The sequence below is a fragment of the Nonomuraea sp. SBT364 genome, assembly GCF_001083785.1.
GTDB lineage: Bacteria > Actinomycetota > Actinomycetes > Streptosporangiales > Streptosporangiaceae > Nonomuraea.
Genome location: NZ_LAVL01000018.1, coordinates 76,270 through 95,587 on the forward strand (window position 1 = coordinate 76,270; position 19,318 = coordinate 95,587).

21 protein-coding genes are annotated in these 19,318 nt (G+C 71.3%); 15 read left to right on the plus strand and 6 right to left on the minus strand.

The window, feature by feature from the left end; genetic code table 11:
* Window positions 1-39 precede the first annotated feature (39 nt).
* From ADY59_RS11950 to ADY59_RS11960, 3 genes are all read right to left on the minus strand, one after another.
* Window positions 40-1,362, minus strand: a complete 1,323-nt coding sequence (locus ADY59_RS11950; RefSeq protein WP_049561464.1) for an enolase C-terminal domain-like protein — start codon at window positions 1,360-1,362, stop codon at window positions 40-42.
* Window positions 1,363-1,365: 3 nt separating this feature from the next.
* A complete protein-coding gene (kdgD, locus tag ADY59_RS11955) occupies window positions 1,366-2,280 on the minus strand; it encodes a 5-dehydro-4-deoxyglucarate dehydratase (RefSeq protein ID WP_049561467.1) in 915 nt (304 codons plus the stop codon).
* Window positions 2,281-2,388: 108 nt separating this feature from the next.
* Complete coding sequence (locus ADY59_RS11960; RefSeq protein WP_049561470.1) at window positions 2,389-3,306, minus strand: LysR family transcriptional regulator; 918 nt, start codon at window positions 3,304-3,306, stop codon at window positions 2,389-2,391.
* A gap of 154 nt (window positions 3,307-3,460) precedes the next feature.
* On the opposite strand from ADY59_RS11960, the gene ADY59_RS11965 reads away from it, so the two are divergent.
* Genes ADY59_RS11965 through ADY59_RS11980 form a run of 4 tightly spaced genes read left to right on the plus strand, consistent with a single transcriptional unit; the run spans window position 3,461 to window position 6,923 of the window.
* A complete protein-coding gene (locus ADY59_RS11965; RefSeq protein ID WP_049561473.1) occupies window positions 3,461-4,468 on the plus strand; it encodes a tripartite tricarboxylate transporter substrate binding protein in 1,008 nt (335 codons plus the stop codon).
* A 29-nt stretch (window positions 4,469-4,497) separates the two neighbouring features.
* On the plus strand, window positions 4,498-5,013 hold the full coding sequence (locus tag ADY59_RS11970; RefSeq protein WP_049561475.1) for a tripartite tricarboxylate transporter TctB family protein: 516 nt from the start codon (window positions 4,498-4,500) through the stop codon (window positions 5,011-5,013).
* A gap of 9 nt (window positions 5,014-5,022) precedes the next feature.
* Entirely contained in the window at window positions 5,023-6,537 is a 1,515-nt protein-coding gene (locus ADY59_RS11975) for a tripartite tricarboxylate transporter permease (protein ID WP_049561478.1), read from the plus strand.
* Entirely contained in the window at window positions 6,534-6,923 is a 390-nt protein-coding gene (locus ADY59_RS11980; protein ID WP_049561480.1) for a universal stress protein, read from the plus strand. Before ADY59_RS11975 ends, ADY59_RS11980 begins: the two co-directional genes overlap by 4 nt.
* 25 nt (window positions 6,924-6,948) lie before the next feature.
* Here ADY59_RS11980 and ADY59_RS11985 read toward each other — a convergent pair whose 3' ends face one another.
* The 3 genes from ADY59_RS11985 to ADY59_RS11995 all read right to left on the minus strand — a co-directional run bounded on the left by ADY59_RS11985 (window position 6,949) and on the right by ADY59_RS11995 (window position 9,278).
* Window positions 6,949-7,659, minus strand: coding sequence for a FadR/GntR family transcriptional regulator (locus ADY59_RS11985; protein ID WP_049561483.1), 711 nt, complete (start codon window positions 7,657-7,659; stop codon window positions 6,949-6,951).
* The gene (locus ADY59_RS11990; protein WP_049561486.1) at window positions 7,656-8,786 is read right to left on the minus strand and encodes an L-talarate/galactarate dehydratase; all 1,131 of its coding nucleotides are present in this window, start codon (window positions 8,784-8,786) and stop codon (window positions 7,656-7,658) included. Before ADY59_RS11990 ends, ADY59_RS11985 begins: the two co-directional genes overlap by 4 nt.
* Window positions 8,787-8,891: 105 nt before the next feature.
* Entirely contained in the window at window positions 8,892-9,278 is a 387-nt protein-coding gene (locus tag ADY59_RS11995) for a DUF6703 family protein (protein WP_049561489.1), read from the minus strand.
* A gap of 64 nt (window positions 9,279-9,342) precedes the next feature.
* Here ADY59_RS11995 and ADY59_RS12000 point away from each other — a divergent pair, with 64 nt between their 5' ends.
* From ADY59_RS12000 to ADY59_RS12045, 11 genes are all read left to right on the plus strand, one after another.
* Window positions 9,343-9,630, plus strand: coding sequence for an antibiotic biosynthesis monooxygenase family protein (locus ADY59_RS12000; protein ID WP_049561491.1), 288 nt, complete (start codon window positions 9,343-9,345; stop codon window positions 9,628-9,630).
* Between the two features lie 95 nt (window positions 9,631-9,725).
* Window positions 9,726-11,111, plus strand: a complete 1,386-nt coding sequence (locus ADY59_RS12005; RefSeq protein ID WP_197093560.1) for a glycine--tRNA ligase — start codon at window positions 9,726-9,728, stop codon at window positions 11,109-11,111.
* Between the two features lie 149 nt (window positions 11,112-11,260).
* Window positions 11,261-12,097: an STAS domain-containing protein gene (locus ADY59_RS12010; RefSeq protein WP_049561496.1), complete on the plus strand. Its 837-nt coding sequence runs from the start codon at window positions 11,261-11,263 to the stop codon at window positions 12,095-12,097.
* Window positions 12,097-12,462 carry an STAS domain-containing protein gene (locus tag ADY59_RS12015; protein ID WP_197093561.1) on the plus strand — a complete coding sequence of 122 codons (366 nt, stop codon included), beginning with the start codon at window positions 12,097-12,099 and terminating at the stop codon, window positions 12,460-12,462. Before ADY59_RS12010 ends, ADY59_RS12015 begins: the two co-directional genes overlap by 1 nt.
* Window positions 12,459-12,863: an anti-sigma regulatory factor gene (locus ADY59_RS12020; protein WP_049561500.1), complete on the plus strand. Its 405-nt coding sequence runs from the start codon at window positions 12,459-12,461 to the stop codon at window positions 12,861-12,863. Before ADY59_RS12015 ends, ADY59_RS12020 begins: the two co-directional genes overlap by 4 nt.
* Window positions 12,864-13,865 carry an ATP-binding SpoIIE family protein phosphatase gene (locus tag ADY59_RS12025; RefSeq protein WP_053174677.1) on the plus strand — a complete coding sequence of 334 codons (1,002 nt, stop codon included), beginning with the start codon at window positions 12,864-12,866 and terminating at the stop codon, window positions 13,863-13,865.
* The gene (locus ADY59_RS12030) at window positions 13,862-15,508 is read left to right on the plus strand and encodes an ATP-binding protein (RefSeq protein ID WP_049561503.1); all 1,647 of its coding nucleotides are present in this window, start codon (window positions 13,862-13,864) and stop codon (window positions 15,506-15,508) included. Before ADY59_RS12025 ends, ADY59_RS12030 begins: the two co-directional genes overlap by 4 nt.
* Window positions 15,501-17,072: a fused response regulator/phosphatase gene (locus ADY59_RS12035; protein WP_049561506.1), complete on the plus strand. Its 1,572-nt coding sequence runs from the start codon at window positions 15,501-15,503 to the stop codon at window positions 17,070-17,072. The genes ADY59_RS12030 and ADY59_RS12035 overlap by 8 nt, the downstream gene beginning before the upstream one ends.
* 121 nt (window positions 17,073-17,193) lie before the next feature.
* Window positions 17,194-17,337 carry a hypothetical protein gene (locus ADY59_RS49820; protein WP_156325434.1) on the plus strand — a complete coding sequence of 48 codons (144 nt, stop codon included), beginning with the start codon at window positions 17,194-17,196 and terminating at the stop codon, window positions 17,335-17,337.
* Complete coding sequence (locus ADY59_RS12040; RefSeq protein WP_049561507.1) at window positions 17,334-18,314, plus strand: AAA family ATPase; 981 nt, start codon at window positions 17,334-17,336, stop codon at window positions 18,312-18,314. Before ADY59_RS49820 ends, ADY59_RS12040 begins: the two co-directional genes overlap by 4 nt.
* On the plus strand, window positions 18,311-19,318 hold a 1,008-nt coding region (locus ADY59_RS12045), incomplete at its 3' end, for a DUF58 domain-containing protein (RefSeq protein ID WP_063780635.1). The genes ADY59_RS12040 and ADY59_RS12045, both read left to right, overlap by 4 nt.

The window sequence follows — 19,318 nt, forward strand, 5'->3', positions numbered from 1 at the left end:
GGCCGCCGGCCCGGCGGCCCGTGGCGGCCCTGACGGGGGTCAGCGGACCAGGCAGGGCCGCTTGGGGTCGAAGGTCCACTCCGGCACCAGGTAGCGCATGGCCACGGAGTCGTCGCGGGCTCCGAGGCCGTGCTCCAGGTACAGCTCGTGGGCCCTGGCCAGGGCGTCGCGGTCGAGTTCGACCCCGAGCCCCGGGCCGGTCGGCACGTCGACGCCGCCGTCGGCGATCCGCGGCGGCTCGGTGGTGAGCGCCTGGCCGTCCTGCCAGATCCAGTGCGTGTCCAGCGCGGTGATCTCACCCGGGGCGGCGGCTCCCACGTGCGTGAACATGGCCAGGGAGATGTCGAAGTGGTTGTTGGAGTGCGACCCCCAGGTCAGCCCGAAGTCGTGGCAGAGCTGGGCGACGCGGACGGAGCCGGCCATGGTCCAGAAGTGCGGGTCGGCGAGCGGGATGTCGACGGCCGAGGCGCGGACGGCATGGGCCATCTCCCGCCAGTCCGTGGCGATCATGTTGGTGGCGGTGGGCAGGCCCGTGGCTCGCCGGAACTCGGCCATCGTCTCGCGCCCGGAGAAGCGGCCCTCCGCTCCGCACGGGTCCTCGGCGTAGGCCAGGACGCCGCCGAGGCCGCGGCACAGCCGTACGGCGTCGGCCAGCGGCCAGCCGCCGTTGGGGTCGAGGGTGATGCGGGCGTCGGGGAACCGGCGGGCCAGCGCCCTGACCGCCTCGACCTCCTCCTCCCCGGCCAGCACCCCGCCCTTGAGCTTGAAGTCGGTGAAGCCGTAGCGATCACGGGCGGCCTCGGCCAGCGCGACGATCGCGTCCGGGGTGAGGGCCTCCTGGCGGCGCAGCCGGGACCAGCGGTCCCCGTCCCCGTCGCCGACCAGGTAGGGCAGATCGGTCCTGCCCGGATCGCCGACGTAGAACAGGTAGCCGAGCATGGGCACCCGGTCGCGCTGCCGGCCCTCGCCGAGCAGGTCCGCGACGGGCAGGCCGAGATACTGGCCGTGCAGGTCGAGCAGGCCGGACTCCAGACCGGTCACCGCGTGCACGGTGGTGCGGAGGTCGAAGGTCTGGGCGCCGCGCCCGCCGGCGTCGCGCTCGGCGAACCGGGCCGCGACCTCACGCAGCAGGCTGCGGTAACGGGCCACCGGCCGGCCCGTCATCAGCGCGCCGGCCTCCTCGATCGTGCGGCGGATGGCCTCGCCGCCCGGCACCTCGCCGAGGCCGGTGCGGCCGTCGGAGTCGGTGACGATGACGACGTTGCGGGTGAAGAAGGGGGCGTGCGCGCCGCTGAGGTTGAGCAGCATGCTGTCGTGGCCGGCGACGGGGACGACCTCGACGTGCTGGACGGTGGGGGACATGGCTCAGCTGATCCTCTTGATGAGCGCGGCCAGCTCGGCCTGCTCCGCCTGGGTCAGGTTCTGCAGCGGCGGGCGGACGGGCCCGGCGGGGCGGCCGACGGCGGCCAGCCCGGCCTTGATGATCGACACGGCGTATCCCTTCGTGCGGTCCCGGATGTCCAGGTAGGGGATCACGAACTCGCGCAGCCGGCGGTAGACCTCCTCGTGGTTCCTGGCCCGGACGTCGGCGTAGAAGTCGAGCGCGAACTGCGGGACGAAGTTGAAGATCGCCGAGGAGTAGGTGCTCATGCCGAGCTGCAGCAGCGGCAGGGCGAACGTCTCGGCCGTGGGCAGGCCGCCGATGTAGGCCAGGCGGTCGCCGACGGTGGCGTAGATGCGGGTCAGGCTCTCGATGCTGCCGACGCCGTCCTTGAACCCGACGAGCGTCTCGTTGCGGTCGACCAGGGTCCGCACGGCGCGGTCGTGGAGCACGGCGTTGGCGCGGCTGTAGACGATGACGCCGAGCCCGGTGCTGCGGCAGACCGCCGATACGTGCTCGACCAGGCCGTCCTGGCCCGCCTCGGTCAGGTAGGGCGGCAGGAGGAGCACGCCGTCGGCGCCCGCGGCCTCGGCGGCCCGCGCCTGGGCGATCGCGTTCGCGGTCCCCCCGGTGGCGGGCGCGATCACCGGCATCCGGCCGCCGATCTGGTCGACCGCCACGCGCACCACCCGGTCGATCTCCTCACCGGTCAGCGAGAAGCCTTCACCCGTGCCGCCCCCGGCGAACAGTCCGGCCACCGGGTACTGGCTCAGCCAGGCCAGGTGGTCGCGGTAGCCCGCCTCGTCGAACTGGAGGTCGTCGGTGAAATGCGTGACGGGGAACGACAGCAGCCCGCTCTTGAGCTGGGTGGCGAGCTCCTGCGGCGAAAGTCCGGGCATGCGGGGGCACCTCGACATTCATGACGTGGGTATCTGTGCCGCCAGGCTAGGGAGGTGGGACGATTCCTGTCCAAGTGCGATTCCGTATCCGGCGATACCTTCAGGGCATCATGGCGCCTCGGGGCTGGGAAGCAGGTCGAGCACACGCGAGAGCGCCGGGTTGGTCGAGCCGCGGTCCCAGATGACGTGCAGCTCGACGGGCCGCCCGGTGCCGGCGCCGTCGTCGAGCGGGTGGCTGCCGCCGAAGGCCAGGTCGCGGACGACGACGCCCTCGACGCCGAGCGAGCGCACGCTGGCGGGGGCGAGCGCCACCCCTCGGCCGGCCGCCACGAGCAGCACCGCCGTGAGCACCTGGTGCACGTGCTGCTCGATCCTGGCGTGCACGTTGGTCAGGAAGCGGACGGTGAGCTCGTGGAAGTAGCGCGACTGCACGGGGTTGTAGCTGATCATCGAGAGGCCGGCGAAGTCGTCCGGGACCAGCGGCCGGTCGGCGCCGGCGAGGTGGTGCCCGGCGGGGACGACCGCGCACAGCGGCTCGCGGAAGACGACGCGCGAGTCGAGCGTGGCGATGTCGGAGGTCGGGCGCGCCAGGCCCAGGTCGAGTTCGCCGCGCGCGATGCCGCTGACCTGGCCCGCCGTCACGCGCTCGTGCAGCAGGACGTCGATCTCGGGCAGTTCCTCGGCCAGGCGGCGCAGCAGGGTGCCGAGCAGGCTGATGGCCGAGACCGCGGTGAACCCGAGCCGCACGGTGCCGGCGGCGCCGCCGGCGATCCGGCGGGCCCGGTCGCCGGAGGTCTCGGCGAGCGTGAGCATGTGCCGGGCGTCCTCCAGGAAGGCGCGTCCCGCGTTGGTGAGGATCACCCGCCGGTTGTCGCGTTCGAAGAGGGTCACGCCGATCGTGCGTTCGAGCTTCTGGATGTGACGGCTCAGCGGGGGCTGCGTCATGCGCAGCCGCTCGGCGGCGCGGCCGAAGTGCAGCTCCTCGGCGACCGCCACGAATGCCCTGATTTGATCAAGCGTTAGCATGATGCGCAGAGAGTATCACTTGATACCGAAAAGAGCCTGGACAGGCATCGAAGCTGGTCCTTAGTCTCCGGAGACTACGAGACCGAAAGTTGCGGAACCCGCAATCGCCCCTATCGCTGCACAGCGCGCGTCCCCCTGCACGAAGGAGAAGCCAATGCCGACATATCGGACAGCCTCCCATCGCATCCTCACAGGCGTCCTCGGCGCCGCCGCCGCGATCGCGCTCACCGCGTGCGGCGGCGTCAAGACGACCTCCTCCGGCAGCGACGGAGGGACGTACCCGACGGGCAACATCGAGTTCAGCGTCGGAGCCTCCGCCGGCGGCTCGTCGGACCTCATCAGCCGGGCCCTGGCCCAGGGCATGGCCAAGGAGCTCGGCGTCTCGGCCCCCGTGGTCAACAAGCCGGGCGCCAACGGCGCGCTCGCCGCCAAGGAACTCCAGGCCGCCAAGCCCGACGGCTACAAGATCGCCGTGCAGAACGCCTCGCTCTTCACGATCACCCCGCTGACGGTGTCCGCCGCCGAGGCCACGAAGATCGACTCGTTCGACGTGATCACCGGCGTCTCGCGCGACGACTACGTCATGGCCACCAGCACCGCCTCCGGCTACAAGAGCGTCAAGGACCTGAAGGACGCGGGCAAGCCGATCCGCTACGGCACGACCGGCGTCGGCACCGGCGCGCAGCTCGCCTCCGCGCTGACGTTCGAGGCCGCCGGGGTCAAGGCGACGGCCGTGCCCTTCGACGGCGGCGCCCCCAACCTGACCGCGCTGCTCGGCAACCAGGTGGACGTCTCCACCATGCAGGTCGGCGAGGCCATCGAGAACATCAAGGCCGGCAAGCTCGTCCCGCTCGCTGTCTTCTCCGCCGAGCGCATCCCCTTCCTGCCCGACACGCCGACGGCCAAGGAGCAGGGCTTCGACGTCCAGGTGACGCAGTACCGGTTCCTGACCGCCCCCAAGGGCACCCCCGAGGACGTCAAGGCCCGGCTGCTGGAAGCGGCCAAGAAGACGTTCGCGACGCCCGAGTACAAGAAGTTCAACGAGGACAACTCGCTCACTCCGATGGAGGTCTCCCCCGAGGAGGTGCTCAGCGCGCTGAAGTCCGACGGCACGAACTTCGCGGCGAAGCTGGACGAGTTCGGCATTAGCCTGACCGGCTGACACGCACGTCCCCTCCCCGAGGAGTGAGCATGTCCGTATCGGACGCGTCCGACCCGGCCTCCCAGGCCGATCGGCTGCAGGCCGAGCTCGACGAGACCCGGCCCCCGCACGCGGGCCCGATCTCACAGCTGGCGGCTGCCCTGGTGGCGCTGGCCGTCGGCGTCGCCGGCGCGGCCGGCTCGTACGCGCTCGGGCTGGGCGAGCTGACCCAGCCCGGCCCCGGGCTGTGGCCGTTCGCCATCAGCGTGGTCATCGTGGTGCTGTCGGTGACGCTGGCGGTCACCGGCCGGAGCCTGGAGGACGCCGAGCGCTTCTCCCGGTCCAGCCTGCTCACCGCCGGCGGTCTGGTCACGCTCGTGCTGCTCGCCGTGCTGCTCCCGCTGATCGGGTTCGAGATCCCCTCGCTGCTGCTGATGTTCGTCTGGCTTCGCTGGCTGGGCAAGGAGTCGTGGCGGTCATCCATCGTGGTCAGCGTCTGCACCGTCGCCGCGTTCTACCTGCTCTTCGTGGTGCTGCTGCAGATCCCGCTGCCCCGCCTCATCTGAGAAAGCGACATGGACCTCACCCCGATCCTCAACGGCTTCAGCGTCGTCCTGGAGCCGGCGAACCTCCTGTACTGCCTCGTCGGCGTCCTCATCGGCATGCTCATCGGCGTGCTGCCCGGCCTCGGCCCCGGCGCGACGATCGCCATCCTGCTGCCGATCACGTACGGCATCGAACCGGTCTCGGCGATCATCATGCTGGCGGGCATCTTCTACGGCGCGCAGTACGGCGGCACCATCACCTCCGTCCTGCTCCGCCTGCCCGGCGAGGCGTCCTCGGTGGTGACCGTGTTCGACGGCTTCGCCCTGGCCAAGCAGGGCAGGGCGGGCACCGCGCTGGGCATCGCGGCCGTCGGCTCCTTCGTCGGCGGCACGGTCTCCATCGTCGGCCTGTCGCTGGTGGCGCCGATCGTGGCCGGGTTCGCGCTCGACTTCGGCCCGCCGGAGTACGCGGCGCTGGGCATCCTGGGCGTGCTGCTGATCTCCTCGGTGGGCAACGGCAACAAGCTCAAGGCCGTCGTCGCGGCCTGCGTGGGGCTGCTCCTGGCGACCGTGGGCCGCGACACGTTCACGGGCGCCGAGAGGTTCACCTTCGGCAGTCTCAACCTGGCCGAGGGCCTGGACTTCATCCCGATCGCCATGGGCCTGTTCGGCCTCAGCGAGATCCTCTACAACCTGGAGGAGCGGCACAACAAGGTCGCCTCACCCGCCAAGATCGGCAACGTCTGGCCCTCCCGCAAGGAACTGGGCGAGGCCAAGGGCGCGATCGGGCGCGGTTCGCTGATCGGGTTCGTGCTGGGCGTGCTGCCCGGCGGCGGGGCGACGCTGTCGTCCCTGGCCGCCTACGCCTTCGAGAAGCGGCGCGCCAAGCAGCCCGAGCGCTTCGGCAGGGGTGCCGTGGAGGGCGTCGCCGCACCGGAGACCGCCAACAACGCGGCCGCGACCTCGTCGTTCATCCCGCTGCTGACGCTGGGCATCCCGGCCAACGCCACCATGGCGCTGATCTTCGGCGCGCTCCTCATCCAGGGCATCCAGCCGGGCCCGCAACTCGTCACCCAGCATCCCGACGTGTTCTGGGGCGTCATCAACTCGATGTACATCGGCAACATCCTGCTGCTCGTCATGAGCATCCCGATGGTCGGCGTCTTCGTGAAGATCCTCCGCGTACGTGCCGCGATCCTGGCGCCGATCACGGTGCTCATCACCCTGCTCGGGGCATACACCGTCAGGAACCAGGTCTACGACGTCTTCCTGGTGATCGGCTTCGGCCTGCTCGGCTACCTGATGAAGAAGTTCGGCTTCGAACCCGGGCCCCTGCTGCTCGCGTTCGTCCTGGGCACCATGATCGAGAGCTCCGCCCGCCAGGCGCTGCTCATCTTCGGCGGCGATCCGACCGGCTTCCTGACCCGCCCGATCTCGGGCACCATCTTCGCCCTGGTGGCGCTCGTCGCGGTGCTGCCACTGATCCGCACGGCCTGGCGGCGCAAGGCGATCCGCAAGGCCCCAGCCGAGGAGAAGACCTCATGACGATCCTCGTCGGTTACCTTCCGACACCCGAGGGCGAGGCCGCCGTGGAGGCCGGGCTGCGCGAGGGCGCGCTGCGCGGCGAGCGGGTGATCATCGTGAACTCGCCGCGCCGGGGCGCTCCGGTGGACCAGCGCAGGGTCGACGACGCCGCGGGCGCCGCGCTGCTCGACCGCGCCCGGGCCGCCGGCGTGGACGCCGAACTGCGCCGGCCGCTCCACGACGACGACCTGTACGAGACGTTCGAGGCGCTGATCGAGGAGACCGGCGCCGGCCTGATCGTGATCGGGCTGCGGCACCGGTCGCTGGTGGGCAAGTTCGTCCTGGGCAGTCAGGCGCAGCGCATCCTCATGGAGGCCGCCGTGCCCGTCCTGACCGTCAAGGCGTGAGCCGGGCCGCAGGCCGGGGTGCCGGTCAGGGCGCTTGCAGCCGGGCGCGCGAGTTGGCCAGGTGCAGCCGCATCGCCGCGCGCGCCGCGGCCCCGTCGCGGTCGGCGATCGCCCGGTAGACGTTCTCGTGCTCCAGCGTCACCCGGGTGAGATGGGTGGCGTCGGAGACGGTGTACGTGTGCTCCAGCCGCGTGCGCGGCAACATGATCATCATGGGGCCGAAGGAGGCGAGCAGGTCGGAGTAGAACCGGTTGCCCGACGCCAGCGCGACCTTGAGATGGAACCGGAAGTCGGCCTCGACGGCGTTGCCCGGCTGCCCGCCGGGGGACGTGAGGTCGACCAGGGCCCGCTCGACGGCCTTGAGCTGCAGCTCGGTACGGCGCTCCGCGGCCAGGCCGGCCGCCTCGGACTCCACGCCTATCCGGAAGTCGAGCATGTCGAGGACGTCGCGGTGGGTCCTGATCTGGGTGGCCTCCACGGTGAAGGCCGTGGAGGCGGGCACGGCCAGCACGAACGAGCCCCGTCCCTGGAACGTCTCGACCAGGCCCGCCGCCTGCAGTTGCGAGACGGCCTCGCGGACCACGGTGCGGCTCACGCCGAACTCCTCGATCAGGGAGGACTCCGTGGGCAGCTTCTCGCCGGGCCGGATCTCCCCGGCGAGGATGCGCGCCTTCAGCCGCTCGACGAGCTCGTAGGCGAGCCCCCGGCCGGTGTTGCGATCGAGGGGCACGCTCACGCCCCGCCGGTGAACTCGACGCTGTCGACCGTCCACTTGCGGCACTGCTCGCTGAGCGTGAAGCCGAGCCCCGGCCGGTCCGGGACGATCATGCGGCCGTCGCGGGTCTCCAGGCGCTCCTCGAACAGCGGGTTGAGCCATTCGAAGTGCTCGACCCACGGCTCGCGCGGATAGGCGGCGGCCAGATGGAGGTGGATCTCCATGGCGAAGTGCGGCGCGAGTTCGAGGCCCGCGTGGTCGGCGAGCGCGGCCAGGCGCAGGAACGGGGTGATCCCGCCGACGCGGGGGGCGTCGGGCTGGATGACGTCGGCGGCGCGCGCTTCGATGAGGCGGACGTGCTCGGGGACGCTGGAGAGCATCTCGCCCGTGGCGATCGGGGTGTCGAGGGCGTCGGCGAGCCGGGCGTGCCCCTCGGCGTCGTAGGCGTCCAGCGGCTCCTCGATCCACACCAGCCCGAACTCCTCGACCGCGCGGCCGAAGCGCAGCGCGGTGGCCCGGTCCCACTGCTGGTTGGCGTCCACCATCAGCGGCACGCCGTCGCCGAGGTGCTCGCGCACCGCGGCCAGCCGCCGCAGGTCCTCCTTCGTGTCCGGCTGGCCCACCTTGATCTTGATCCCGCCGATGCCCGCCGCCAGGGACTGGCTCGCCCGCTCCTTGACCTCCTCGATCGGCGCGTGCAGGAAGCCGCCGGAGGTGTTGTAGGCGCGCACGGAGTCGCGGTAGGAGCCGAGGAGCTTGGCCAGCGGCAGCCCGGCCCGCCGGGCCTTGAGGTCCCACAGGGCCACGTCGATCGCGGCCAGCGCCTGCGTGGCTACGCCGGAGCGGCCCACCGACGCGCCGGCCCACAGCAGCTTCTCGTAGACCCGGCCGATGTCGGAGGGGTCCTCGCCGAGCAGCCCCTCCGCGACCTCCTTGGCGTGCGCGTACTGCGCCGGCCCGCCCGCCCGCTTGGAGTAGCCGAAGCCGGTGCCCCGGTGCCCGTCGGCGGTGGCGATCTCCGCGAACAGGAAGAAGATTTCGGTCATCGGCTTCTGCCGGCCCGTGAGCACCTTGGCGTCGCTGATGGGGACGTCCAGCGGAAGCCGTACGGAGGAGAGCGTGACATGACGGATGCGGTCGGCGGCCATCGGCGATTCCTAGCAAGAGACGATCGATGCATCAGTCATCGTATAAATGCCTCACTCGTCTGACAAGTTTGATCCCGCTGGGTCCGACTCTCTCGGAACGGACGGTCAGAAGGCCCCGAACCGGGTCGCGGCCAGCAGCACCAGGAACGTCAGCATCGTCACCCGCAGCAGCTTCCCGCCCACTTTCAGGGACGGCCACGACAGGTAGGCCAGCCAGCAGACGAAGGCGAGGACCGGCAGCACCGCCACGCCCCCCAGCCAGTTGGTGACCGCGAACCCGGCCAGCAGCAGGATCACCATCACCGTGGGCGTCACCCACCGGGGCACCTGCGTGAACAGGAACGCCATCGGCGTCGCGCTGCGCTCCTCCACCGACTTGCGCAGGCCCGTCGCGCCCGGTGTGAAGAACTGCTCGCCGGGCGGCAGCGGGCGCTTGGCCCCGGGACGCGGCTGGGCGAGCGGGTGTCTGCGGCGGTCGTCGTCTGTGCCCACGGCCAGAGCCTAGCGCCGGGCGAATCGGCCCGGCGGCTCCGCGCTGTCTGACATCCTGGGGAACGTGCTCGCCGTGATCCGCTACACCGTTCCAGAGTCCCAGTCCCAAGACTTCGCCAAGCAGGGCCACGCCATCCTCGACCTGCTCGCCGAACAGCCCGGCTACCTGCGCGGCCGGCTGGCCCGATCGGTCGACGAGCCCAATCTGTGGGCCGTGGTCAGCGAGTGGGAGGGCGCCGGGTTCTACCGCCGGGCGCTGTCCGCCGCCCGGATGGCGATGTATCCCCTCATGACCCTCATGGTCAACGAACCCAGTGCTTTCGAGGACGTCTACCTCCTCGACGGTGCGTAACGTCACTCGCGCGCGAGGCCGGGCCGGTGTCCCCTAAGCTGGGACCTCACTGAGAATCCCTCGCCGACCTCCAGCCGGAAAGAGAACCGACCAACATGGCACGACGCACCGACGTCATGGACACCATCGTCAGCCTCGCCAAGCGCCGCGGGCTCGTCTACCCGTCGAGCGAGATCTACGGCGGACTGCGCGCGTCATGGGACTACGGTCCACTGGGCGTCGAGCTGAAGAACAACGTCAAGCGGCAGTGGTGGCTGTCGATGGTCCAGGCCCGCGACGACGTCGTAGGCCTCGACTCCTGCGTCATCCTCGCCCCCGAGGTGTGGCAGGCCAGCGGCCACGTCGAGACCTTCACCGACCCGCTGACCGAATGCCAGTCCTGCCACAAGCGCTTCCGCGCCGATCACCTGCTCGAGGCGTACGAGGAGAAGAACGGCAAGGAGCCCGCCGGCGGCCTGGCCGACATCACCTGCCCCAACTGCGGCAACAAGGGCTCCTTCACCGCGCCCCGGCAGTTCAGCGGCCTGCTCAAGACCTTCCTCGGCCCGGTCGAGGACGAGTCGGGCCTGGCCTACCTGCGGCCCGAGACCGCCCAGGGCATCTTCATCAACTACCAGAACGTGCAGCAGTCGGCCCGCCGCAAGGTCCCGTTCGGCATCGGCCAGATCGGCAAGTCGTTCCGCAACGAGATCACGCCGGGCAACTTCATCTTCCGCACGCGTGAGTTCGAGCAGATGGAGATGGAGTTCTTCGTCAAGCCCGGCACCGACGAGGAATGGCACCAATACTGGATCGACGAGCGCTTCCGCTGGTACTCCGACCTGGGCATCAACAAGGACAACCTCCGGCTCTACGAGCACCCCAAGGAGAAGCTGTCCCACTACGCCAAGCGGACCGTCGACGTCGAATACCGCTTCAACTTCACCGGCTCGGAGTGGGGTGAGCTCGAAGGCATCGCCAACCGCACCGACTTCGACCTGACCGCCCATTCCAAGGCGTCCGGCGTCGACCTCAGCTTCTTCGAGCAGGACACCGGCGAGCGTTACGTCCCGTACGTCATCGAGCCGGCCGCCGGCGTCGACCGGGCCACGCTGACGTTCCTGCTCGACGCCTACACCGAGGACGAGGCGCCCAACGCCAAGGGCGTCATGGAGAAGCGCACGGTGATGCGCCTCGACCACCGGCTCGCCCCGGTCAAGGCCGCGGTGCTGCCGCTGTCGCGCAACGCCGACCTGTCGCCGAAGGCCCGTGACCTGGCCGCCCAGCTCCGCCGCCGGTGGAACGTCGAGTTCGACGACGCGGGCGCCATCGGCCGCCGCTACCGCCGCCAGGACGAGATCGGCACGCCGTTCTGCATCACGATCGACTTCGACACCCTGGAGGACCACGCGGTCACCGTGCGCGAGCGCGACTCCATGGGCCAGGAGCGCATCGCCCTCGACCAGGTCGACTCCTACCTGAGGCAGCACCTCAACGACTAGCACGTCCCGCTTCGTGTGAAGGGCCGCACTTCGGTGCGGCCCTTTTCGCGTCCCTGTCCGAACATGTCATCGATGTCACGGCGTACTCCCTCATGTGTCGCTTGTAGCATGCATGCACTGCCGATGTCCGACCTCTCCAGGAGTCTCCGTTGACCGCTCATGCCGATGCCACGAGGCGACGCGTACACGATCTGCTGCGTGCCGAGGAGGAGCGGATCCTGCAGCGCTGGACCGATCTGGCGAAAACGTCCGCCGAGGAGCTGCGGGACCTCTACCGGGCGCTGCGCCTGGCCCTCGGCGACGAGCGTGACGACCTGGCCGACGTCCGGGGGCTGCTCGCGGAGCTGTCGCGGGAGCGCGCCCGGCAGGGCCACACGCCCTCCGACACCGCGCGCGTGGTGTTCTGCCTCAAGGAGGCCGTCCACGAGGCGGTCGCGAGCGACGGCTCGGCGGAGGCGCTGAAGGGCTTCATCTGGTTCTCGCGGCTGATCGACGACCTCGGCCTCTACACCTTCGAGGTGTACGCGACCGCCCGGGAGAAGATCATCCTGGATCAGGCGGAACAGCTCCTGGAGCTGTCGACGCCCGTCGTCAAGCTGTGGGAGGGCATCGTCGCGGTGCCCCTGATCGGCACCCTCGACTCGGCCAGGACCCAGGTCGTGATGGAGAAGCTGCTGCAGACGCTGGTGGAGACCGGCGCCGAGCACGCCGTGATCGACATCACCGGTGTCCCCGCCGTCGACACCCAGGTCGCCCAGCACCTGCTCAAGACCGTCGTCGCCGCCCGGCTGATGGGCGCCGAGTGCGTCATCTCCGGCATCCGCCCGCAGATCGCGCACACCATCGTCACGCTCGGCATCGAGTTCGGCGACATCATCACCAAGGCCTCGCTCGCCGACGCTCTCGCGTACGCGCTCAGCCGCAGCGGCGCCGAGATCAGCACCCCACGCCGCACGCGCATCGCGGTGCGGACCGAGGAGGTGTGATGGAGCGCGTCCCCATCCTGAAGCTGGGCGACATCCTGATCATCTCGATCCAGGTCGACCTGGAGGACCAGAGCGTGCTCGCCCTTCAGGAGGACCTGGCCGACAAGGTGGTCTCCACCGGCGCGCGCGGCGTCATCATCGACATCACCGCCGTGGAGATCGTCGACTCCTTCATCGGCCGCATGCTGGCCACCATCGCCGCCACGTCGAGGATGCTCGACGCGGAGACCGTGGTCGTCGGCATGCGCCCGGCCGTGGCCATCACGCTCGTCGAGCTCGGCCTGTCCCTGGGCGGTGTGCGCACCGCGCTCAACCTGGAGAAGGGGGTCGCGTTGCTGGACCACACCCGGAGCGCCCCGCGATGAGCGGTGACGGTCACCTGCTGCCGATCGCGAGCAACGCCGACGTGGTGGCCGTGCGCCGGCAGGTCCGGGCCCTGGCCGTGGACGTGGGGCTCTCCCTCGTCGATCAGACCAAGGTGGTCACGGCGGCCAGCGAACTCGCCCGCAACGCGCTCGTGTACGCCGGTGGAGGCCGGGCGAGCATCGAGATCGTCGAGAACGGCGTCCGGAAGGGCCTCAGGTTGTCCTTCATCGACGAAGGGCCCGGCATCCCCGACCTGGCGCTCGCGCTCACCGACGGCTGGACCACCGGCAGCGGCCTGGGCCTGGGGCTGGGCGGTTCCCGGCGCCTGGTCGACGAGTTCGATCTGATCTCGGCCCCCGGGAAGGGGACGACGGTGACCGTGACGAAGTGGGCCAGGTAGGTGAGCCAGATCAAGCGACTCGGTGACGACACCTGGGTACGGGCCGAGGACCCCAGCGCGGTCGGCGCGGTACGCAGGCCGGCCACCGAGCTCGCCCTCGCCGCCGGGCTCGGGGCCGACCGCACGGCGCAGATCGCCGTGGCGGTCACCGAGGCCGTCTCCAACCTGGTCAAGCACGCCGAACAGGGGATGGCGCTGGTCCGGCTCTGCCCCGGCGCCCCGGACGTCGTCGAGCTGATCACCCTGGACCGCGGGCCGGGCATGCCCGACGTGGCACGCGCCCTGCGTGACGGCTACTCCACGTCCGGCACGCTGGGCATCGGCCTGGGCGCGATCGCCCGCATCGCCTCCCGCTACGACGTCCACTCGCTGCCGGGCAGGGGGACCGTGCTGGCCGTGCAGTTCGGCGCGGCGGAGCTGCCCGCCCCGCCGCCGGCCACCGGGCTGGTGCGCCCCATCGGGGAGGAGCCCGTTTCCGGCGACTCCTACGCGATCGTCACGAACGGCCCGGAGACGACCGTCCTGGTCTGCGACGGGCTGGGCCACGGCCCGGCCGCCGCGCAGGCCTCCCGTGAGGCGGTGGCGCTGTTCCTGCGCGCACCCGGCGACGAGCCCAAGGAGATCCTCGACCGCGTGCACCGCGGCCTGCGCTCCACCCGCGGCGGCGCGGTGGCGGTGGCACGTGTCAGCGCCACCACCGTCAGCTACGCCGGGCTCGGCAACATCTCCGGCTGGATCTCCTACGCCGACGCGCGCCAGGGCATGATCTCGGTGCCGGGGATCGCCGGCCACGCGGGCGGCACGCTGCGCCAGTACGAGTACGAGGTGGGCGAGCACGCGACCGTCGTCCTGCACTCCGACGGCCTGACCGAGCGCTGGTCCGCCGCGGCCGTGCCGGGCCTGTTCGCCCGCTCCCCGGCCGTGGTCGCGGCCGGGCTGCTGCGCGAGGCGGGCAGCCGCCGGGACGACGCGTGCGTGGTGATCGTGAGACCGCGGCCATGAGCGGGACCGAGGTGGCCCGGCTGCGCCTGACCGGTGACCAGGACGTCTTCTCCCTGCGCCGCCTCGGCAGAGCGGTCGCGCAACTGGCCGGGCTGGAGACGCAGGACCAGGTCCGCGTGGCGACCGCGCTCAGCGAGGTCGGCCGGGAGATGGTCGGCACCGGCGCCCTCGCCGTCTTCTCGCTGGAGAACGAGCGGCTGCTCATCACCGTCGAGCGCGCCCCCGACGGGCTCTGCGACTCCGAGGGCCTGGCGCTCGCGCGCCGCCTGGTCGACGAGGTCAGCGCCGACCCCGGCGGGATGGTCACCATCGCCAAGCGGCTGCCGCCGAACCTCCCCGGCCCGCCCGTCGCCCGGGTCCGCGAGGATCTGGCCAGGCTGACGCCGGTCAGCGCCCTGGAGGAGCTGCGGGCACAGAACGAGGAACTGGCCACGGCACTGGAGGACGTCCGCAGGCTCAACACCGAACTGCAGGAGACCAACACCGGCGTCCTGGCGCTGTACAACCAGCTCTCCAGCGAGCTTGAGGAGACCAACCGCGGCGTCGTCGCGCTCTACGCCGAGCTCGACGAGAAGTCCAGCCAGCTACGCGATGCCGCGGAGGCCAGGAACCGGTTCTGGACCACGCTCAGCCACGAGCTGCGGACCCCGCTCAACTCGATCATCGGCCTGGTCCGGCTGCTCGTGGGGCCGGGCGGCGAGCCGCTCACCAGGGAGCAGACGCACCAGATCCGGCTCATCGGCGGCTCGGCCGAGACGTTGCTGGGGCTGGTGGGCGAGCTGCTCGACATGGCCAAGGCGGAGTCCGGGCGGCTGGAGCCGGAGCTCGGCCCATGCGACGTGGCCGGGCTCGCCGAGCAGCTCCGGGTGACGATGCAGCCGACCGGGGAGGTCGAGCTGCACGCCACCGTGGCCCCCGAGGCGGCCGAGATCTACACCGACGGGGTCATGCTCAGCCGCGTGCTGCGCAACCTGCTGTCGAACGCGCTGAAGTTCACCCTGCGCGGCGAGGTGCGGCTGCGGGCCGAGCTCGACGAGGCCGAGGGCGAGGTGGTCATCACCGTGAGCGACACCGGCATCGGCATCCCGCAGGAGCATCTCGGGCACGTCTTCGAGGAGTTCTACCAGGTGCCGGGCCCCCTTCAGGCCGAGGCCAGGGGCACCGGAATCGGCCTGCCGTACGCGCGCAGGCTGGTGGAGGCGCTGGACGGGAGCCTGGAGCTGGCGAGCGGCGGCGAGGGCACGACCGTGATCGTGCGCCTGCCGAGGCACGGCCTCGCGCCCCAGATCGGGCGGCTGCTGATCGCCGACGACGACGAGGCGTTCCGCGCCGTCGCCCGCAGGATGCTGCACGGCTTCGCCGTCGACCTGGACGAGGCCGGCGACGGCGTGGAGGCGCTGGAGGTGATGAAGGAGCGGCGGCCCGACGTCGTGGTGCTGGACATGCTGATGCCGCGGCTCGACGGCAGCGCGCTGCTCCAGCGCATGTCGGAGGACGAGGAGCTGAGGGAAGTGGCGGTGGTCGTGGTGACGGTCGCGCCGGGCAGGGCGGTGGCGGGCCACCCGGTGCTGTCTAAGGACCGGCTGCGCCGGGAGGACCTGCTGCGCGCCGTGCGTGAGGCGATGGGGACGAGCCGTGGCTGAGCCTTCCGCGACGATCCTGGTGGTGGAGGACACGCCGACCAAGCGCTACATCCTGTCGAGCTGGCTGCGCCGTGCCGGCCACCAGGTCGTCGAGGCCGGCACCGGCGAGGAGGCCCTTCTGATGCTCGCCAGCGAGCGCCCGGACCTGGTGGTGCTGGACGTACGCCTGCCCGGCCTCGACGGGTACGCGGTGTGCGAGCGGATCAAGGCGGACCCGGCGACCGCCTCCATCCCGGTCATCCAGGTGTCGGCCAACGCCGTCACGGTGGCCGATCGGACCGAGGGGCTGGAGCGGGGCGCGGACGCGTACCTGCCGGACCCCATCGAGCCGGACGAGTTCACCGCGATCGTCGTGGCCACGCTGCGCTACTCGCGGGCGCGGCGGCGGGCCGAGGTGATGGCCGCGCGCCTGGCCAAGCTCGCCGAGACGACACTGCTCATCAACCGCGCCGACTCCTTCGAGCGGCTGCTGTCGGTGGCCGTGGAGGGCACGGCCGAGATCCTGGACCGGTTCGCCGGCGCGCTGGCGGTGCCCGCCGACGGACGCCCGCGCCGCTACCGGGCGCGCCCGGGCGGGGCCGTCATCAGCAAGGGTGTCCCTCCCAGCCTGCTGGAGCGCCTGGCCGCGATCGGTCTCGGCCAGGCGACGGGCGCCGAGGTGATCGTCCTGCCGCCCGGCGAGTGGCACCGGCTGGTGCCGGACTCGGAGATCGGCATGCCCGTCACCGGAGTGCTCTGCCGGACCAGGAAGGGCAGACCGCCGATCTTCCTCGGCGTGGAGGCCGAGCCGGAACTGGACGCCGACGAGGTCAACCTGCTGCGCCAGCTCGCCCAGGAGCTGGCCCTGGCCGTGGACGCGCGGCGCGCCTACACCGAGGAGCACGCGATCTCGATCACCCTGCAGCGCAGCCTGCTGCCCTCGCACATCCCCGACGTGCCTGGGGTGACGCTGGGGCTGCGCTACGAGCCCGCCCACGGCGGGATCGAGGTGGGCGGCGACTTCTACGAGGTGCTGACGGTGGGCGACCGGATGCTCGTGGCGATCGGTGACGTGATGGGCCACTCGCTGCACGCCGCGACCATCATGGCCGAACTGCGTCACGCGCTGCGCGCCTCCGTCATGGACGAGGTGGACCTGGCGGCGTCGATGGACCTGCTCAACAAGGTGCTGCGCCGCTACCACCCCAGCATGACGGCCACGGTCTGCCTGATGCTGCTGAATCCGGCGACCGGCGAGATCATGCTGGCCAACGCCGGTCACATCCCGCCGCTGCTGGCCGGGCCGGACGCGCGCTTCCACGGCATGGGCAACCTCATGCTGGGCGTGGCGGAGGAGGACTACAAGGTCGACCACCTGACTCTGCCGCCCGGCGCGACGATCATGATGTTCACCGACGGGCTGGTGGAGGACCGGCACACGTTGCTGGACGACAGCCTGGAGCGGGCCAGGCGGCTCGCCGAGACGGTCGGGGACGACCTGGAGGCGTTCTGCGACGAGATGCTGGCGGCCTTCGGGACGCGGGAGGACGACGTCGCCCTCGTGGTGCTGCGGCGCGACCTCTGACCCGCTGCACCCGACCCGTCGCCCCACTGCACCGAAAAACCGTATAAAGGCCGGAGTTACTCACGTTTTCGCGTGCTTTTGATGACATGACCCTGAACCCGATGAAAGGGACAGGGGACCCATGCCACGCACAACACGTTTCGCCGCCCTCCTGCTGGCCGGCGGTGCGCTGCTCCTGACGGGCGGCGCCGCGTACGCCGAGCCTGAGCCGTCCGCGCTGGAGCTCCGGCTCATCGTGGACGACTGCCCCGAGGTCAAGCCATGACCGATGCCGAACTGCTGGAGCGGGCGCTGTTCGAGGTCAAGCGGGTGATCGTCGGACAGGACCACATGGTCGAGCGGCTGCTGGTCGCCGTCCTGGCCAGAGGGCACTGCCTGCTCGAAGGAGTGCCGGGCATCGCCAAGACGCTGGCGGCCGAGACCATGGCCACCGTGGTGGGCGGCACGTTCGCCCGCATCCAGTTCACCCCCGACCTGGTGCCGTCCGACATCGTCGGCACCCGGATCTACCGGCCGTCGACCGAGACGTTCGACATCGAGCTCGGCCCGGTCATGGCCAACCTGCTGCTCGCCGACGAGATCAACCGGGCGCCCGCGAAGGTGCAGTCGGCGCTGCTGGAGATCATGGCCGAGCGGCAGGTCAGCATCGGCGGCGTCACGCACCAGGTGCCGACGCCGTTCCTGGTGCTGGCCACGCAGAACCCGATCGAGTCCGAAGGCGTCTACCACCTGCCCGAGGCGCAGCGCGACCGCTTCCTGCTCAAGGTGGACGTGGGCTATCCCAGCGAGTCGGAGGAGCTGGCGATCGCCTACCGGATGAGCGTCGACCCGCCGGTCCCGCAGCGGGTGCTCGACCCCGATCGGCTGGTCGAGCTGCAGCGCCGGGCCGACCAGGTGTTCGTGCACCACGCCGTCGCGGAGTACGCCGTCCGCCTCGTCTACGCCACCCGCGCCCCCGACCGCTACGGGCTGCCCGGCCTGGGCCGCCACCTGGCGTTCGGGGCCAGCCCGCGCGCCACGCTCGGGCTGCTGGCCGCCGGACGGGCGCTCGCGCTGATGCGCGGCCGCTCGTACGTGCTGCCCGACGACGTCCGGGACCTGGCCCAGGACGTGATGGCGCACCGGCTGGTGCTGTCGTTCGACGCGCTGGCCGACAACGTGTCGCCGAGGTCGATCGTGGACCAGGTCCTGTCGGCGGTGCCGCTCCCGGTCATCGCCCCGCAGCAGGACGTGGCCGCATGATCTCCTACCTGACGGCCGAGCCGGCGCTGCGCAGGCTGGAGCTGACCATCACCAGGCGGCTGGACGGGCTGCTCCAGGGCGAGCACCTGGGCCTGTTCCCCGGGCCGGGCAGCGAACTCGCCGAGGCCAGGCCGTACCAGCCGGGGGACGACGTGCGGCGGATGGACTGGAACGTGACCGCGCGAACCGCCGAGCCGCACGTGCGCGAGCTCGTCGCCGACCGCGAGCTGGAGATCTGGACGCTGCTGGACGCCACGGCCAGCATGGACTTCGGCACCGCCAGGATGGAGAAGCGGGAGCTGGCGCTGGCCGCCGTGGCGGCGGTCGGCTTCCTCACCCAGCGGACCGGCAACCGGATGGGCGCGCACCTGCTGCACGGCGGCGGTGTGCGGGTGCTGCCCGCCAGGACCGGGCGGCCGCACCTGATGGCGGTGCTGCAGGCCATGTTCGGGCTGCCGCGCACCCCGCCCGGCACCGCCGGGCCGAGACTCGGGGCGGCGATCGAGCAACTCGGGAAGGTGGTGCGGCGGCGTGGCCTCGTCGTGGTGGTGTCGGACTTCCTGGACGAGCCGCCGGCGTGGGAACCGGCGCTGCGCCGGCTCGCCGCCCGCCACCAGGTTCTCGCGGTGGAGGTGCTCGATCCGCGCGAGCTGACGCTGCCGGACGTGGGCATCCTCACGCTCGTCGACCCCGAGACCGGCAGGCGGCGCGAGGTCTCCACGGCGAGCGCCCGCCTCCGCCTCCGCTACGCCGAGGCCGCCGCCGCCCAGCGCGCCGCCATCGGGACCGGCCTGCGCCGCGCCGGCGCCGGCCACCTGCGCCTGCGCACCGACGGCGACTGGGTCCGCGACCTGGCCCGCCACGTCCTCACCCAACGCCGCCTCGCCCACGGACTTCATGTGCGTGGTGAGCGTGCGGTCGGCGCCGCGGAACTTCTCGAAGGCGAAGCGCGGCACCTTGACGACGATGTAGTCGAGGGTCGGCTCGAAGGAGGCCGGGGTCTC

Excerpts from the sequence above, each read along its gene's own strand:
- ADY59_RS11975 (WP_049561478.1), top strand. The coding sequence starts at position 5,023 with ATGGACCTCACCCCGATCCTCAACGGCTTCAGCGTCGTCCTGGAGCCG.
- ADY59_RS11980 (WP_049561480.1), top strand. The coding sequence starts at position 6,534 with ATGACGATCCTCGTCGGTTACCTTCCGACACCCGAGGGCGAGGCCGCC.
- ADY59_RS12030 (WP_049561503.1), top strand. The coding sequence starts at position 13,862 with ATGAGCGGGACCGAGGTGGCCCGGCTGCGCCTGACCGGTGACCAGGAC.
- ADY59_RS12020 (WP_049561500.1), top strand. The coding sequence starts at position 12,459 with ATGAGCGGTGACGGTCACCTGCTGCCGATCGCGAGCAACGCCGACGTG.
- kdgD (WP_049561467.1), bottom strand. The coding sequence starts at position 2,280 with ATGCCCGGACTTTCGCCGCAGGAGCTCGCCACCCAGCTCAAGAGCGGG.
- ADY59_RS49820 (WP_156325434.1), top strand. The coding sequence starts at position 17,194 with ATGCCACGCACAACACGTTTCGCCGCCCTCCTGCTGGCCGGCGGTGCG.
- ADY59_RS11970 (WP_049561475.1), top strand. The coding sequence starts at position 4,498 with ATGTCCGTATCGGACGCGTCCGACCCGGCCTCCCAGGCCGATCGGCTG.
- ADY59_RS11950 (WP_049561464.1), bottom strand. The coding sequence starts at position 1,362 with ATGTCCCCCACCGTCCAGCACGTCGAGGTCGTCCCCGTCGCCGGCCAC.
- ADY59_RS12040 (WP_049561507.1), top strand. The coding sequence starts at position 17,334 with ATGACCGATGCCGAACTGCTGGAGCGGGCGCTGTTCGAGGTCAAGCGG.
- ADY59_RS12005 (WP_197093560.1), top strand. The coding sequence starts at position 9,726 with ATGGCACGACGCACCGACGTCATGGACACCATCGTCAGCCTCGCCAAG.
- ADY59_RS11965 (WP_049561473.1), top strand. The coding sequence starts at position 3,461 with ATGCCGACATATCGGACAGCCTCCCATCGCATCCTCACAGGCGTCCTC.
- ADY59_RS11960 (WP_049561470.1), bottom strand. The coding sequence starts at position 3,306 with ATGCTAACGCTTGATCAAATCAGGGCATTCGTGGCGGTCGCCGAGGAG.
- ADY59_RS12015 (WP_197093561.1), top strand. The coding sequence starts at position 12,097 with ATGGAGCGCGTCCCCATCCTGAAGCTGGGCGACATCCTGATCATCTCG.
- ADY59_RS11990 (WP_049561486.1), bottom strand. The coding sequence starts at position 8,786 with ATGGCCGCCGACCGCATCCGTCATGTCACGCTCTCCTCCGTACGGCTT.